Source organism: Terasakiella pusilla DSM 6293 (assembly GCF_000688235.1).
GTDB lineage: Bacteria > Pseudomonadota > Alphaproteobacteria > Rhodospirillales > Terasakiellaceae > Terasakiella > Terasakiella pusilla.
Window position 1 is genome coordinate 1 of the sequence record NZ_JHYO01000007.1, and the last position, 14,382, is coordinate 14,382.

General features: G+C 48.8%; 14 protein-coding genes. 8 read left to right on the forward strand and 6 right to left on the reverse strand.

Annotated elements, in window-relative coordinates:
• From Q397_RS21335 to Q397_RS0106000, 6 genes are all read right to left on the reverse strand, one after another.
• The coding region (locus tag Q397_RS21335; protein ID WP_028880740.1) for a transposase at positions 1 to 280 on the reverse strand (280 nt) is incomplete at its 3' end.
• A 104-nt stretch (positions 281 to 384) separates the two neighbouring features.
• Positions 385 to 786 (reverse strand): CBS domain-containing protein, encoded by a 402-nt coding sequence (locus Q397_RS0105980; protein ID WP_028878627.1) that lies wholly within the window; start codon positions 784 to 786, stop codon positions 385 to 387.
• Positions 783 to 1,133: a P-II family nitrogen regulator gene (locus Q397_RS0105985; RefSeq protein WP_028878628.1), complete on the reverse strand. Its 351-nt coding sequence runs from the start codon at positions 1,131 to 1,133 to the stop codon at positions 783 to 785. Before Q397_RS0105985 ends, Q397_RS0105980 begins: the two co-directional genes overlap by 4 nt.
• Positions 1,130 to 1,933, reverse strand: coding sequence for a DUF1538 domain-containing protein (locus Q397_RS0105990; protein ID WP_051609767.1), 804 nt, complete (start codon positions 1,931 to 1,933; stop codon positions 1,130 to 1,132). Before Q397_RS0105990 ends, Q397_RS0105985 begins: the two co-directional genes overlap by 4 nt.
• Positions 1,933 to 2,673, reverse strand: a complete 741-nt coding sequence (locus tag Q397_RS0105995; protein WP_038012939.1) for a DUF1538 domain-containing protein — start codon at positions 2,671 to 2,673, stop codon at positions 1,933 to 1,935. Before Q397_RS0105995 ends, Q397_RS0105990 begins: the two co-directional genes overlap by 1 nt.
• A 62-nt stretch (positions 2,674 to 2,735) precedes the next feature.
• Positions 2,736 to 4,490, reverse strand: coding sequence for an adenylate/guanylate cyclase domain-containing protein (locus Q397_RS0106000; protein WP_169737978.1), 1,755 nt, complete (start codon positions 4,488 to 4,490; stop codon positions 2,736 to 2,738).
• A gap of 197 nt (positions 4,491 to 4,687) precedes the next feature.
• Here Q397_RS0106000 and dnaE point away from each other — a divergent pair, with 197 nt between their 5' ends.
• From dnaE to Q397_RS0106040, 8 genes are all read left to right on the forward strand, one after another.
• A complete protein-coding gene (gene dnaE / locus Q397_RS0106005; RefSeq protein WP_028878632.1) occupies positions 4,688 to 8,194 on the forward strand; it encodes a DNA polymerase III subunit alpha in 3,507 nt (1,168 codons plus the stop codon).
• A 185-nt stretch (positions 8,195 to 8,379) separates the two neighbouring features.
• The gene (gene rpsB / locus Q397_RS0106010; protein ID WP_038012940.1) at positions 8,380 to 9,165 is read left to right on the forward strand and encodes a 30S ribosomal protein S2; all 786 of its coding nucleotides are present in this window, start codon (positions 8,380 to 8,382) and stop codon (positions 9,163 to 9,165) included.
• 100 nt (positions 9,166 to 9,265) lie between these two features.
• Complete coding sequence (tsf, locus tag Q397_RS0106015) at positions 9,266 to 10,189, forward strand: translation elongation factor Ts (RefSeq protein WP_028878634.1); 924 nt, start codon at positions 9,266 to 9,268, stop codon at positions 10,187 to 10,189.
• A 164-nt stretch (positions 10,190 to 10,353) separates the two neighbouring features.
• A complete protein-coding gene (gene pyrH / locus Q397_RS0106020; RefSeq protein WP_028878635.1) occupies positions 10,354 to 11,073 on the forward strand; it encodes a UMP kinase in 720 nt (239 codons plus the stop codon).
• A gap of 63 nt (positions 11,074 to 11,136) precedes the next feature.
• Complete coding sequence (gene frr, locus Q397_RS0106025) at positions 11,137 to 11,658, forward strand: ribosome recycling factor (protein ID WP_417782623.1); 522 nt, start codon at positions 11,137 to 11,139, stop codon at positions 11,656 to 11,658.
• Positions 11,659 to 11,663: 5 nt separating this feature from the next.
• Positions 11,664 to 12,401, forward strand: coding sequence for an isoprenyl transferase (locus tag Q397_RS0106030; protein ID WP_028878637.1), 738 nt, complete (start codon positions 11,664 to 11,666; stop codon positions 12,399 to 12,401).
• A complete protein-coding gene (locus Q397_RS0106035; RefSeq protein ID WP_028878638.1) occupies positions 12,391 to 13,203 on the forward strand; it encodes a phosphatidate cytidylyltransferase in 813 nt (270 codons plus the stop codon). The genes Q397_RS0106030 and Q397_RS0106035 overlap by 11 nt, the downstream gene beginning before the upstream one ends.
• Positions 13,194 to 14,372, forward strand: a complete 1,179-nt coding sequence (locus Q397_RS0106040) for a 1-deoxy-D-xylulose-5-phosphate reductoisomerase (RefSeq protein WP_028878639.1) — start codon at positions 13,194 to 13,196, stop codon at positions 14,370 to 14,372. The genes Q397_RS0106035 and Q397_RS0106040 overlap by 10 nt, the downstream gene beginning before the upstream one ends.
• Positions 14,373 to 14,382: the final 10 nt, after the last annotated feature.

Below are 14,382 nucleotides of genomic sequence, written 5' to 3' on the forward strand. Positions count from 1 at the left end.
CCAGAAACCAGCGATAGGCCACATTGACCTCAATCTCGCGCACCAACTGACGCTCGGAGCGAATGCCAAAGAGATAACCGACCAGTAAAGCCTTAAACAACATAGTCGGATCAAGCGGAGGTCGACCATTATCGGCGCAATATAAAGGCGCCACTTTGTCGTGAATGAAACTGAAATCAATATGCGCATCAATTTTGCGCAAAAGATGGTTGGACGGAACCAGACTATCCAGACTGACCATCTCAAGTTCCGTTTGTTGAGGACCGCGTTTTTTAAGCATTCCTCATTGAATCACAAAGGCCTCGCCAAGGCGAGACCTTTGTCAGCAATCTGAAACGGCCCGCACATGCTGGGCCGTTTTTTTTATACATTATCCGAGGTAGTTCAACTATCTTCATAGCCCAAAACCATATCGCGCAACGTTACGATCCCAACGGGGTTGCGTTCATGATCAACCACTAGCGCACGAGACAGGCTGTAGCGCACCAACAAACGCACAGCATATTTAATGTTCATTTCCGCAGCGACTGTCAAAACGGGCTTGGTCATGATCTCATAAACACTGGTGCGTTCTGCCGCACGATCCGTCGCCACAACCTCGCGGGCGATATCGCGAATGGTCAAGACGCCAAACTCATCACTCTCGTCATTTCGTTCTACGACAAGCGAGGCCACATTTGCACTGCGGATCACCTCAATAGCCTCAGCAACCGATGCCACGCGACCGATTGTTTTAACCTCTGGCGTCATCACATCGCTTACACGCACGAATTTTTTCTCAGTCATACTTCACCTGCTATTTCTTCCATAATTTTAGGCAATTGAGTGTTCAGCCCCACGGCATCTTCAATATCAATTTGGAAAGCCAGACCGGCGCCCTGATTTTTATCAAAGCCACCTGCTTCGCAAATATGTTCCAAAATCCGTCGCGCTGATGTGCCTGCCACCAAAAACAAGATGACATCGCGATTTGACGTCAGCTCTAGACCCATAAACCCTTTTTCAGGGGTTAGGCCTTCGCCACGAACGGAACTGATGGTTGTTGCCCCCGTCGCACCGGCTTCGCGCGCCGCTTCGGTCACAACGTCTGTCAAGCTATCGTCAACCATGGCAACGATCAGTTTTAAATTCATGATTTCCTCCGAGATGAAGAGAGTTCCGTTTTCGCCTTTGCACGTTTTGCCATCCACTCGGCAAGTAAAGCGTAAGCTAAAACAGACATAATTGGAAACACACTCGCAAAAGCGATCAGGCCAAAGCCGTCCAGCAACGGGCTACGCCCCGGTACGGTGGATGCCAACCCAAGCCCAAGCGCGGCAACCACTGGCACGGTCACCGTAGATGTTGTCACGCCGCCGCTATCGTATGCAAGCGGAATGATTGTCTTGGCTGCAAAAAAAGTTTGTATGATCACAATGACATACCCGACCATAATATAAACGGGCAGGGATGTCCCGGTCACAATCCTGAATGCCCCAAGCGCCACACCAATTGCGACACCAAGCGCGACAGCTGCCCGCAATCCCCTGGCACTGATCTTACCGCTTGAAATTTCTTCCGCCTTCAGCGCCACCGCTATCAAGGAAGGTTCTGCAACCGTTGTTGAAAAACCGATCGCAGCGGCAAACAAGTAAACCCAATAATAGTCATGCCATTCCAGTATCACACCTTCTTCGCCACCGGACAGAAATTTTGGGTCCGACAGTTGCGTCGCCATCGTTTCCCCAAGCGGGAACAAGGCTTGTTCCAACCCGACCAAAAATAACGTCAGCCCCAGCAGAACATAAACAAACCCGATCAGGATTTTTTTAAAGTTCGGCACGCGCTTGCGAATGATCAGAAACTGAAATCCCAACAAAATGGCGAGAATTGGCAGAACATCCCGACCTGTCGAGATTGCCGCACGAAAAATATCGAACACCCAATCCAGCATCACATCACCATGCCGAACAGCAGAACAAAAATCATAGGCGTCAAACTGGCGAAGGCGATCAGACCAAACCCGTCAATCATCGGGTTACGTCCCTTGATGGTATGCGCAAGGCCAACCCCTAACGCCGTTACCAAAGGCACGGTAACTGTAGAGGTTGTGACCCCACCACTATCATAGGCAATCCCCACGATCTCCGGCGGTGCAAAATTTGTAATGATGATCACAAGGACATAGCCCCCAATAATAAAATACTGGATAGGCCAGCCCTTCAAAATACGAAAGACACCCAAAACAATGGCAAATCCCACCGACAGGGCAACAACCATACGCAATTCGAACGCATAGGCCCCTTGAGCCTCAACTGTTTCGGGGATTTGGCCTCCTTTTGCGGCAATTTCCGCAGCTTCTGCCGCGACCGCGATCAAGGCAGGTTCCGCAACCGTGGTTCCAAACCCCAAACAAAAAGCAAAAGAGAAAAGAGCGATCAGGCTTCCTTTTCGGGCAAAGGCATTTGCCATGCTTTCCCCCAGCGGGAAAAGACCCATTTCAAGCCCTTGGATAAACAAGGCAAGGCCTAACACCACCAAAAATAAACCCGGTATCACTTTATCCAGGTTAGGAAAGGGTTGCTGTAACACCACAATCTGAAAAAAGGCGATAACCAAAATAATGGGTGCCAGATCTCGCAATGCCCCTAAAAATAAGCCGAGAAACTGTTTAATACCCGAATTCAATGCCATTAACAAAAGCACCTTTAAAAAATTAATGCTTACTATTAATGCATTTAGATCGAAACTACAAGTTAACGCTTAATGACATACAGATGAACAGAGGCAGAGCGTCCACGCACATCGGTTGAACCAATACTCTCCAACTCAATATGCTTAATCAATTTCGCCGTGTCTTCAGAAATCAAAATATCTGTACCAAATTGCTTGTTTAGGTTCTCAATACGCGCCGCCAGATTTACTGTATCCCCATGTACTGTATAGGTCAGACGTCCTTTCGCCCCGACAGCACCAGCAACAACATTGCCCGTGTTCAACCCGATCCGGCCTTTCAAGGAAATGCCATCGAATTTTTTATGATGCAACAGGTCCTGAATTTCAATTGCTGCATTCAAAGCATTCTCTGCATGATGTTCGGATTGAATAGGGACGTTGAAGGTCGCCAAGACCGCATCCCCCTGAAACTGTGTCACCACACCACCATGACGTTCCAGAATGTCTACCACCTCGCTAAAATAACAATTCAGGACAGAGACGATGCGTTCCGGCCCGACCTCTTCCGTCAGTTTTGTAAATCCTGCAATATCAGAAAACAAGATGGTCGCCTGCGTCGAAATCGGTTTCAACTCGCCATTTTCGTGCATTAGAGAAGCAGCGATGGACTCTGGGACATATCGCCCGAACACTTCCCGGATCATGTCCCGTTCCCGCAGTCCCTCAATCATATCATTGACGGCCAAAGCCGCTTGATCTAGCTCTTTTAAACGGCTACGCGGAAGGGGGCTAATCGGATTCATCAAACCTTTTCTAATCCAGATCGCCGTTTCAGCAAGCCGAATAATGGGACGCGCAATTTTACGCCCCACCTTAACCGATAGAATCACCGAGATAATCAGAACAACAAAACCCGCACCCGCCATTTCAAACAATTGGGTCGTCGCCGTAACGTCAGATTTTTCCGCATTGATATAAACCCCTGTGATCCACGGTATGCGCCCGAACCGGGTCAGCTTACGCGTTGCGACAAGGTGCATGTCGTCATCAATGCGCGCGACATTAACATCCACATCTTCAAAGGGAGCAATCAATCTTGCAGGCTGCACATCCCGACTGCGCAGTTTAATCAATTTGGTATCAAAAAACTCACTTACACGAGGTAACGGAATTTCACCTTTCCCCTCAACCCAGTCCGCTTTCTTTGATTGCTCCAGTGTGATCGTGCGTCCACTAATCAATAACGGGTGGGCAAGGATATGATCATCCCCATACAGGATAAACGGTGTTAAAAACCGGTCTTTGGAGGTTTCTAAAATCTGCTTTGACAGTTCCGCAACGGTCACCCCGATAAACAAGACCGCTTTTAGCTCCCCATCCTGATAAAGTGGGGCACGGACATCAATGACGGTTTGTTCCAAAGCCTCATAATAAAAAAGCTCCCCCCAGACAAAAGGCTTAACTCCGTTCATAACCTCAAACAAACGGGTATTGTTTTCATCACTTACCTGTTTTTCAACAAGCCATTCATTCGTTTTCCTGAGAATAAAACGGGCATATCCATCAGGGTATTGAATGCCGGCCCCCGTCACATTGGGCGTCGCCCCCAAAATACCTCTTAAAAAAACCTCAACCTGTTCATAGTTATCAACATCCAGCTTTCCATTCTCGACCTGATCACTAAACCATGATGCCTGATATTCAACCGGCACCAACAGTTTCTCGACCTTGCTTTGCATCTTGTCCAAAACAGTTTCGATCAGCATATGGTGGTAGTCTTTGGTTAAACGTGCCGTTGAGCTTAGACCCAAGTATAAAACAACAGCGACTGCCAACAGAATCAATCCACCAAACCCGATAAAAAGGACATTCTGTATAGATTGCCGGGGAAAGGTTATTTTTCTCCATAAATTCATAGAGTTAGACCAAGCCTGCCATATGTTGATGAAAAATAAACTGCTTCCTTGAACCGAGAAACAGGATTAAGGTACAGTGTGCACCAAAACTTCATCCCTTAACAAGAAAAACTAAAATGCAACTCGCTGATTTTGTTCATCTTCGTATTCATACTGCCTACTCCCTCTCCGAAGGTGCCATCCGAATAAAAGAGCTCCCCAAATGGGTCGAGAGCGAGAATATGCCTGCGATCGCCATGACCGACACCAACAATATGTTTGGCGGTTTGGAATTTTCACAAACCATGTCTGGTGCAGGTATTCAACCTATTATCGGCTGCCAGCTTTCCATTGTTGCTCAAGCAAGCAATACAGAAAACAAGGGGATGAAGGGCCGTCAGGTTGGCCCCGCAGAACCAGATCAAATTGTACTCCTTAGTCAAAATGAGGCCGGATACCTCAACCTGATGAAGCTCGTCAGCCGCGCCTTCCTGAACTCCCCCGAAGGCCTCGATCCACAGGTACCACTAGATGATGTGCTAGATAACAATGAAGGGCTGATCTTGCTAACCGGCGGCCACAAAGGGCCGATCGGGAACCTGCTTCTGGAAGGCGAAAAAGAAAAAGCAGAATCAGTTTTATCTAAAATTAACAGCGCACTACCTGGTAGAGTTTACGTAGAACTTCAGCGCCATAATATGCCTGAGCAAAATCAGATCGAACCCGATATGATTGATCTAGCCTACAAACTGGACATTCCACTCGTTGCGACAAACGAAGCCTTCTTCCCCACAAAAGATATGTTTGAGGCCCACGACGCCCTGATCTGTATTGCAGCCGGAAGCTACGTGGATCAGACGGACCGACGCAAGCTAACGCCAGAACATTACCTAAAGTCGCCCGCAGAAATGCGCGAGCTGTTCAAAGACATTCCCGAAGCGTGCGACAACACACTGATTATTGCACAACGCTGTGCTCAAAAGGTCCAAAACATTGACCCGATCCTGCCGCCGTTTGACTGTGGGGAAGGGCGAAACGAGGCCGACGAACTTCGCAAAATGTCTGAAGACGGCCTTAAACGTCGCCTTGAAAAGGATGAATTCAAGGAGGGAATGACACCGGAAGAACGCGACGCCATTGCCAAACCATACTGGGAGCGTCTGGATTACGAACTGGGGATCATCAACCAGATGGGTTTCCCCGGCTACTTCCTCATCGTTGCCGACTTCATCCAGTGGGGCAAAGAACATGACATTCCCGTCGGGCCGGGCCGTGGTTCCGGTGCGGGCTCACTTGTCGCCTACGCTCTGACGATTACCGACCTTGACCCGCTTAAATATCAACTCCTCTTCGAACGCTTCCTCAACCCGGAACGTGTGTCCATGCCTGACTTCGATATCGATTTCTGTCAGGATCGACGCGAAGAAGTCATCAAGTACGTTCAGGATAAATACGGTTACGATCACGTCGCCCAGATCATTACCTTTGGTAAATTACAGGCCCGCGCGGTTTTGCGCGATACAGGTCGCGTCTTGCAGATGCCTTTTGGTCAGGTTGACCGTATCTGTAAGTATGTGCCAAACGATCCCGGCAAAGCCATGACCGTTTCCGAAGCGTTAGAAGCCATCCCCGAATTTAAGCAGGAAGTTGAAGACGACGACACCGTCAAGCGCATGGTTGGCATTGCGAAAAAGCTGGAAGGCTTGTTCCGTCATGCCTCCACCCATGCGGCGGGGGTTGTGATCGGGGATCGACCACTTGATAAGCTGGTTCCCCTATACCGAGACCCGAAATCCGACATGCCCGTCACCCAGTTCAACATGAAATTTGTTGAGCAAGCAGGCCTCGTGAAATTTGACTTTTTGGGCCTGAAAACCCTGACAGTTATCTCTACTGCCCTCAAATTCATTAATGCCAAGCGTGAAACACCGCTTGATATCTCACAAATCCCGCTAGATGACAAACCGACTTACGAAATGTTGGGTCGCGGGGAAGGCGGGGGCGTCTTCCAGTTGGAATCCGAAGGGATGCGTGGCGTCCTGCGTTCCATGAAACCTAACCGTCTTGAAGACTTGATCGCGGTCGTGGCCCTGTACCGACCGGGGCCGATGGATAACATCCCCAGCTACATTAAGCGGAAACACGGTCAGGAAGAACCAGACTACCTTTACCCGACGATCGAACCCATCCTGAAAGAAACCTACGGGATTATGATCTATCAGGAACAGGTCATGCAGATCGCGCAGGTCATGGCGGGCTACAGCCTTGGTGGTGCGGATTTGCTACGTCGTGCGATGGGTAAAAAAATCGCTGAGGAAATGGAAAAACAGCGAAAATTGTTCGTTGACGGTTCCGTTGAACGAGGCGTTCCCCAAAAGAAAGCCAGCGAAGTCTTCGACATCATGGCAAAGTTTGCATCCTACGGCTTCAACAAATCCCACGCAGCGGCCTATGCTTACGTTGCTTATCAAACGGCTTATCTAAAAGCCAACTATCCTGCCGAATTTATGGCGGGCATCATGTCGCTTGACTTGAACAACACAGATAAACTGAACAGCTTCAGACAAGAACTCGACAAACTTAAAATTCCACTACTGCAACCGGACATCAACAAGTCTCAAGTCATCTTCAGTGTAGAAGAAATCCCACATCCGAACGAAGAGATCGGCGGCACCATAAAAGCAGTGCGATACGCTTTATCTGCCATTCGAAATGTGGGCGACGCCGCCATGGTCTCTCTGGTTGCAGAGCGTGATAAAAATGGCCCCTACAAAGATCCGTTTGATTTCGCAAACCGCGTAGACAATAAAAGCATCAACAAGCGGATCATGGAAAACCTCGTCCGCGCAGGCGCGTTTGACAACATTAACAGCAACCGCCGACAAGTGTTCGACGGAATTGAGACGCTGATCAAACATTCCAACCTTGCTGCGGAAGAAAGAAACTCAGACCAGATTGGTATGTTCGGGGCCGATGATACGGCTGCAAAAAAAGCAGCTCAACTCCCCAATGTACCAGACTGGCCATTGATGGACCGATTGCGCGAAGAAGCCTCCGCTATCGGCTTTTACCTATCAGCCCACCCGTTGGACGCCTACAAGACAACACTTAAACGGATTGGTGTTAAGACTTATACGGAAATTTTCCAAGGCGGCATCTCCGGGCCCGTTAAGATGGCCGGCACCGTCATCAGCAAACGAGAAAAGATTTCACAAAAAGGCAATCGCTTTGCCTTTGTTCAATTGTCAGACGCCACCGCAGCCTTTGAGATTGCGGTCTTTTCTGAAGCCCTGTCTGTTTCGCGCGATTATCTGGAACCCGGACAGTCGGTCTTTATTATGGCGGCGGCGCAATTTGAAGAGGAAAGCGTCCGCTTTATCGCAAACGGCATCGAGCTGCTGGATGTAAAAGCCGCACGCGCCTCTGCTGGCCTAAAGGTTTACATCGAAGATCAAAGCGCCGTCCCGCTAATGAAAGAGCTTCTGGAACGCGAAGGCAAGGGCAGGGGGAACGTACTCATTATGGCCCGTGTGGATGCGACAACCGAAGCGGAAGTACATCTTAATCAAGGCTACAGAATCACCCCAAGCCTGCTGCAAGCAGTAAAAGCCGTACCCGGCATTGCAGACGTACAGGAAGTCTAATGCGCTGTCTGCTCGGCGATTATTATTTTTCACTTGCTTTTTGAGCCAATAAAGCTTATCAAGCGCGCCTTAACTTCACACGTAGGGATTTACGGGCCCATGGGGAGACATCCCATGACTCGATCCGGTGTTCTTAAATGAACCATCACCCCCTACGGAGGATCAACCGGAAAAGGATTTATAAGATGGCACTGCCAACCTTTACTATGCGCCAGCTTCTGGAAGCTGGTGTCCACTTCGGACACAACACTCGCCGCTGGAACCCAAAGATGGATCAATATCTCTTTGGTGTCCGCAATGGCATTCACATCATCGACCTTGCACAAACAGTTCCGCTGCTTCACCAAGCAATGGTTCAAATCCGTGACAAAGTTGCTGCTGGTGGTCGCGTTCTGTTCGTTGGTACAAAACGTCAAGCTTCTGAAGTTGTTGCAGAATCTGCAGGCAAATGCGGTCAGTACTACGTCAACCACCGTTGGTTGGGCGGCATGCTGACAAACTGGAAAACTGTTTCCGGTTCCATCAAACGCCTGAAAGAGCTGGAAGCTCAGCTTGCTGGCGACATGGCTGGTCTGACTAAAAAAGAACAGCTGAACCTGACACGTGAGTGCGAAAAACTTGAGCGCACCCTTGGCGGGATCAAAGAAATGGGCGGCCTGCCTGACGTAATGGTCGTTTTCGACACACAAAAAGAAGCGATTGCAATCAACGAAGCCAAAAACCTTGGTATTCCCGTTATTGCGATCCTCGACTCCAACAGCAGCCCGCTGAACATCACGCATCCGGTGCCGGGTAACGATGATTCCATCCGCGCTCTGAAACTGTACTGCGACCTGTTTGCTGGTTCCGTTCTTGACGGCATCCAAAGCCAAATGTCCGCTGCAGGTATCGACGTAGGTGCACAAGAAGAAGCACCGGTAGAGAACCTGCCGGAAGCTGAAGCCGAAGCACCGGCTGCTGCAGAAGCATAAGTATTTAGCGACAGTGGGGACTTTTTTGTCTCCACTGTCATCGCTTTGACACACTAAATGTGTAAAAGCATATAGTTTTTTTAGAGAAAATGAGGATCCTATGGCCCAGATTACTGCTGCGCTCGTAAAGGAACTGCGCGAAACATCCGGCGCAGGCATGATGGACTGCAAAAAAGCATTGAACGAAACAGACGGCGATATCCAAGCCGCACAAGATTGGCTTCGCCAAAAAGGCTTGGCTTCTGCTGCTAAGAAAGCTGGCCGTGTTGCTGCTGAAGGTCTTGTTGCTGTTTCCACAGGTGAAAACTCTGCTGCCGTTATCGAAGTTAACTCTGAAACAGACTTCGTTGCCAAAAACGACCAATTCCAGACTTACGTGAAAAACACTGCAGGTGTCGCAATCGAAGTTGCTGACTTTGATGCGTTGAAAGCTGCGAAATACCCGGGTTCTGAAAAGTCTTGTGAAGAGACCCTGACTGAACTGGTTGGTACAATCGGTGAAAACATGAACATGCGTCGTATGGAAAAACTGTCTGTTTCCAACGGTGTTGTTGCCTCTTACATCCACAACGCAACAGGCGAAGGCCTTGGTAAAATCGGCGTTCTGGTTGCACTGGAATCTACTGGTGATAAAGACAAGCTGAACGGCCTTGGCAAGCAGATCGCTATGCACATCGCTGCGACTAACCCGCTTTCTCTGGACCGCAACAGCGTAAACCCGGAAGATGTAGAGCGTGAGCGCACAGTTCTGATCGAACAAGCTAAAGAAGCTGGCAAACCGGAAGAGATCGCCATCAAGATGGTTGAAGGCCGTATGCGCAAGTTCTACGAAGAGAACTGCCTGCTGGAACAAGCGTTCGTAATCGATCCGGACACAACAGTTGGTAAAGCTGCGGAAGCTCTTGGTAAAGAACTCGGCACTGACATCACTGTCACTGGCTATGTTCGCTTTGAACTTGGCGAAGGTATCGAAAAGAAAGAAGACGATTTTGCTGCTGAAGTAGCTGCTGCTGCAGGCGCATAAGCAAAGCCGGTTCTTTTTTAAAGATACATTCAAACGGCGGTATGGTTTATATCCATGCCGCCGTTTGTTTTTTTTAACCAGTTAGACAAACAGCCGTTGATTCTTCATCAGGGGCAGGGTATTTCTAGCACTCCATCCAAACATGGTAAGAACGGCCCAAACTTATGTCTGATACTCCCGTATTTAAACGCGTCCTTTTAAAGCTTTCCGGTGAAGGCCTTATGGGGAAAAAACAATTCGGCTTAGATACCGAATATGTTGATCAAATCGCCAGTGAAGTTAAAAAAGTTCACGACCTTGGCGCACAAGTCTGCCTCGTCATTGGGGGCGGGAATATCTTTCGCGGCATTTCCGATGCTGCTGCGGGTATTGATAGAACCAGTGCAGACCATATGGGTATGCTTGCAACCGTCATGAATGCTCTGGCCATGCAAAGTGCTTTGGAACGTCAAGGCGTCCAAACCCGGGTCCAGTCGGCCATTCCAATGCAAAGCGTTTGCGAGCCTTATATCCGCCGACGTGCAATCCGCCATATGGAAAAAGGCCGGATCGTTATTTTTGCTGCCGGTACAGGTAACCCGTTCTTTACAACAGATACAGCCGCAGCCCTGCGCGCAGTCGAAATGAATTGCGATGCCATCCTCAAAGGGACACAGGTTGACGGTGTATACTCGGCCGATCCTAAAAAAGACCCAAATGCAGAACGCTACGATACATTGACGTACCGAGATGTTCTGACCAAGGATCTCAAAGTCATGGACGCAGCCGCGATCACACTCGCGCGCGAAAACAACTTACCGATCGTCGTATTTTCAATGCACAAACCGGACTCTTTTGCCAATGTTATCAATGGCCAAGGACTCTTCACGGTTATCAAGAATTAAAAGAGGGGAAGACAAGTGTCTGACGTAAATTTCAATTCCATCAAAAAAGAACTCCACAGCAAAATGGATAAAGCTGTAGAGGTTCTCCATAATGAATTTTCCGGCCTTCGTACAGGGCGCGCATCTACAAGCTTGCTGGACCCAATTCTGATCGATGTTTATGGTGCAAAGATGCCCCTGAACCAAGTCGGCACCGTTGGTGTTCCGGAACCTCGTATGCTCTCAGTACAAGTCTGGGACAAAGGCAACGTGAAAATGGTTGAGAAAGCGATCCGTGAATCAGGTCTCGGCCTAAACCCACAGTCTGATGGCACCTTGATCCGCGTTCCGATCCCGCCACTTAATGAAGAACGCCGTAAGGAATTGGTGAAGATTGCAGGGAAATACGCCGAAGATACACGCATTGCCATCCGCAACGTGCGTCGTGCCGGCAATGATGAACTGAAAAAACTCGAGAAAGACGGTTCGATTACCGAAGATGAACACCGTGATTTTGCAAAAGAAATTCAAGTAGAAACTGATGCGGCCATCAAGAAAGTTGATGAAACTTTGGCCCACAAAGAAGAAGAGATCATGCAAGTCTAACTCGCATGCACAGTATGACTTCTCAAGACAATAACACCCCACATACCTTGCACGTTGCCATCATTATGGATGGCAACGGGCGTTGGGCTAAAAAACGCTTTCTACCGCGCACTGCCGGCCACAAGAAGGGCGCAGACGCAGTGCGTCGTTGCATTGAAGGCGCTGTTGAGCTCGGCGTTACCCATTTGACCCTTTTCGGTTTTTCATCCGAAAATTGGAAGCGCCCGCAAGATGAAGTTAATGACCTCATGGGGCTATTACGCTATTATCTTAAAAATGAAGTTATACGTCTTCATAAGGAAAATATCTCCGTTCGCTTTATAGGCGAACGCAATAAGCTATCTGACGATATCATTCAGGATATTGAAGCCTCCGAAAAGCTTACTGCCCAGAACACGGCTCTGCAACTAACCATAGCTCTGAGTTATGGGGGGCGCGCTGAGATCGTGAATGCCGCGCGCGACCTAGCATATGATGTGCAAGCTGGCCTCATCGCACCACAAGATATTAACGAAAATTCCTTTGCGAACAGGTTGTTCACCAAAGGAATGCCGGACCCAGACTTATTGATCCGCACCAGCGGTGAACAACGGATCAGTAATTTTCTTTTGTGGCAATTGGCTTACACCGAATTTGTATTCCTAGACGTACTTTGGCCAGATTTTGAAAAAAAGCATCTTGAAACCTCACTAAAAGAGCTCTCAAGTCGCGACAGACGATATGGAATGATCAGTGACTGTTAAAAAAACAAACGGACTGTTTTTAAGAATCATTTCTGCACTGATCATTGCCGGTCCGGCATATCTGGCTATCTACCATGGTGCACCGTATTTCAATTTTATGATTGCTCTTTTTGGCCTCCTGATGGGGTGGGAGTGGTCAAAGATGTGCCTTGGTGAATTTAAATTTCCTGGCATCCTGTTATCGACCTTTTGCGGTGGCATTGCCGTTCTACCGTTCCTCGGGATACCGATAGAAGAAGCACTGCTGATAGCGCCAATACTCTGTACAGTTCTCTTCGCCCTCAGCCTGCATAAACAAGGGCGCATTTGGTTTGCCATCGGCAGTCTCTACCTCGCCCTACCAATCTGCGCTTTTCTGTTTCTCAGATCTACGGGTGATATTGGCTTAAGTTTTGTCTTCTGGCTCGCATGCCTGGTTGTCGCGACGGACACAGGCGCCTATGCTGCTGGTATTACGATTGGTGGCCCAAAACTAGCGCCGCGGATTAGCCCTAAAAAAACGTGGGCCGGCTTGCTTGGTGGCATGACATCTGCTTTCCTCACAGGTTTTATCTTTGCCACGGTCTTTGAATGGGAAAAATCCTTACTTATTGCAATCTTGAGCACAGTATTGGCCGTTGTTGCCCAAATGGGTGATCTATTTGAGTCCCACGTTAAACGCCGCTTTGGTGTCAAAGATTCGAGCCAGATTATTCCTGGACATGGCGGAATTTTGGACCGTCTTGATGGTATGATGTCTGCCTCCGTTTTACTTGCCGCGCTCATTATTGCGACCAATGGACACTTACTGACATGGTTTTAAGTCATTCAACAGCACCTAAAAAAGTCAGTATTCTTGGATCAACTGGTTCAATTGGTACCAGTACGGTTGATCTGCTTTTACGCACCCCTAATAAGTTTGACGTCGTTGCATTAACCGGTAATTCAAATGTCAAACTGTTGGCTGAACAAGCGCGTCTACTTCAACCCGAATTTGTCTGCGTCGCTGACCCGAAGAATTATACAGCTCTTAAAGAAGAGCTGTCTGGCCTGAATATTGAGATCGGGGCAGGGGAATCTGCCGTTATCGAAGCAGCACAACGCAATGCCGAATGGGTCATGGCCTCTATCGTGGGGGCCGCAGGTCTCGCCCCGACACTCGAAGCGGTGAAACGTGGCGCAACTGTCGGCCTTGCCAACAAGGAAAGTCTTGTATGTGCAGGCGATTTGATGATGGAGTGCGTGACCCAGCATGGCGCGACACTTCTCCCTGTAGACTCTGAACATAATGCGATCTTTCAGGTTCTAGACTTTAATAAACCAGACAGTATCGAAAAAATCATCCTTACAGCATCCGGTGGGCCCTTTAGAACTTTCTCGCTCGACGACATGCAAATCGTAACGCCGGAGCAAGCCGTTGCCCATCCGAATTGGAGCATGGGGGCAAAAATTTCTGTCGACTCAGCCAGCATGATGAATAAAGGGCTAGAGCTGATTGAAGCCTACCACCTCTTCCCCGTCGAAGAACGAAATATCGAGATATTGGTACACCCACAGTCCGTCATTCATTCCATGGTCTCTTACGTTGATGGTTCTGTCCTTGCTCAGTTAGGCTCGCCTGACATGCGAACACCGATTGCATATGCCTTAGCTTGGCCAGAACGCATGGCGGCACCTTCTCCGAAGTTGGACCTTGCTGAAATTTCGCAGCTCAACTTCGAACGCCCCGACACTGAACGTTTCCCCGCTTTACGCCTTGCGCGAGAAGCTCTACAAGCTGGAAAGTCAGCCCCTTGCGTACTGAACGCAGCTAATGAAGAAGCTGTCAGCGCCTTTCTCAAACGTCAAATTGGTTTTCTTGATATTCCTGCCCTTGTGGAAGAAACTTTGTCACAATTTGACCATCAATCAATGTCATCAATTGATGATGTCCTGACGGTAGATAGAAAAGCGAGACGGATGGCACTTCATGCCATTGAAAAAAATCGTTAATCGCCTTACC

Excerpts from the sequence above, each read along its gene's own strand:
- Q397_RS0105980 (WP_028878627.1), bottom strand. The coding sequence starts at position 786 with ATGACTGAGAAAAAATTCGTGCGTGTAAGCGATGTGATGACGCCAGAG.
- Q397_RS0105985 (WP_028878628.1), bottom strand. The coding sequence starts at position 1,133 with ATGAATTTAAAACTGATCGTTGCCATGGTTGACGATAGCTTGACAGAC.
- Q397_RS0105990 (WP_051609767.1), bottom strand. The coding sequence starts at position 1,933 with ATGCTGGATTGGGTGTTCGATATTTTTCGTGCGGCAATCTCGACAGGT.
- Q397_RS0105995 (WP_038012939.1), bottom strand. The coding sequence starts at position 2,673 with ATGGCATTGAATTCGGGTATTAAACAGTTTCTCGGCTTATTTTTAGGG.
- dnaE (WP_028878632.1), top strand. The coding sequence starts at position 4,688 with ATGCAACTCGCTGATTTTGTTCATCTTCGTATTCATACTGCCTACTCC.
- rpsB (WP_038012940.1), top strand. The coding sequence starts at position 8,380 with ATGGCACTGCCAACCTTTACTATGCGCCAGCTTCTGGAAGCTGGTGTC.
- tsf (WP_028878634.1), top strand. The coding sequence starts at position 9,266 with ATGGCCCAGATTACTGCTGCGCTCGTAAAGGAACTGCGCGAAACATCC.
- pyrH (WP_028878635.1), top strand. The coding sequence starts at position 10,354 with ATGTCTGATACTCCCGTATTTAAACGCGTCCTTTTAAAGCTTTCCGGT.
- frr (WP_417782623.1), top strand. The coding sequence starts at position 11,137 with ATGGATAAAGCTGTAGAGGTTCTCCATAATGAATTTTCCGGCCTTCGT.
- Q397_RS0106030 (WP_028878637.1), top strand. The coding sequence starts at position 11,664 with ATGCACAGTATGACTTCTCAAGACAATAACACCCCACATACCTTGCAC.
- Q397_RS0106040 (WP_028878639.1), top strand. The coding sequence starts at position 13,194 with ATGGTTTTAAGTCATTCAACAGCACCTAAAAAAGTCAGTATTCTTGGA.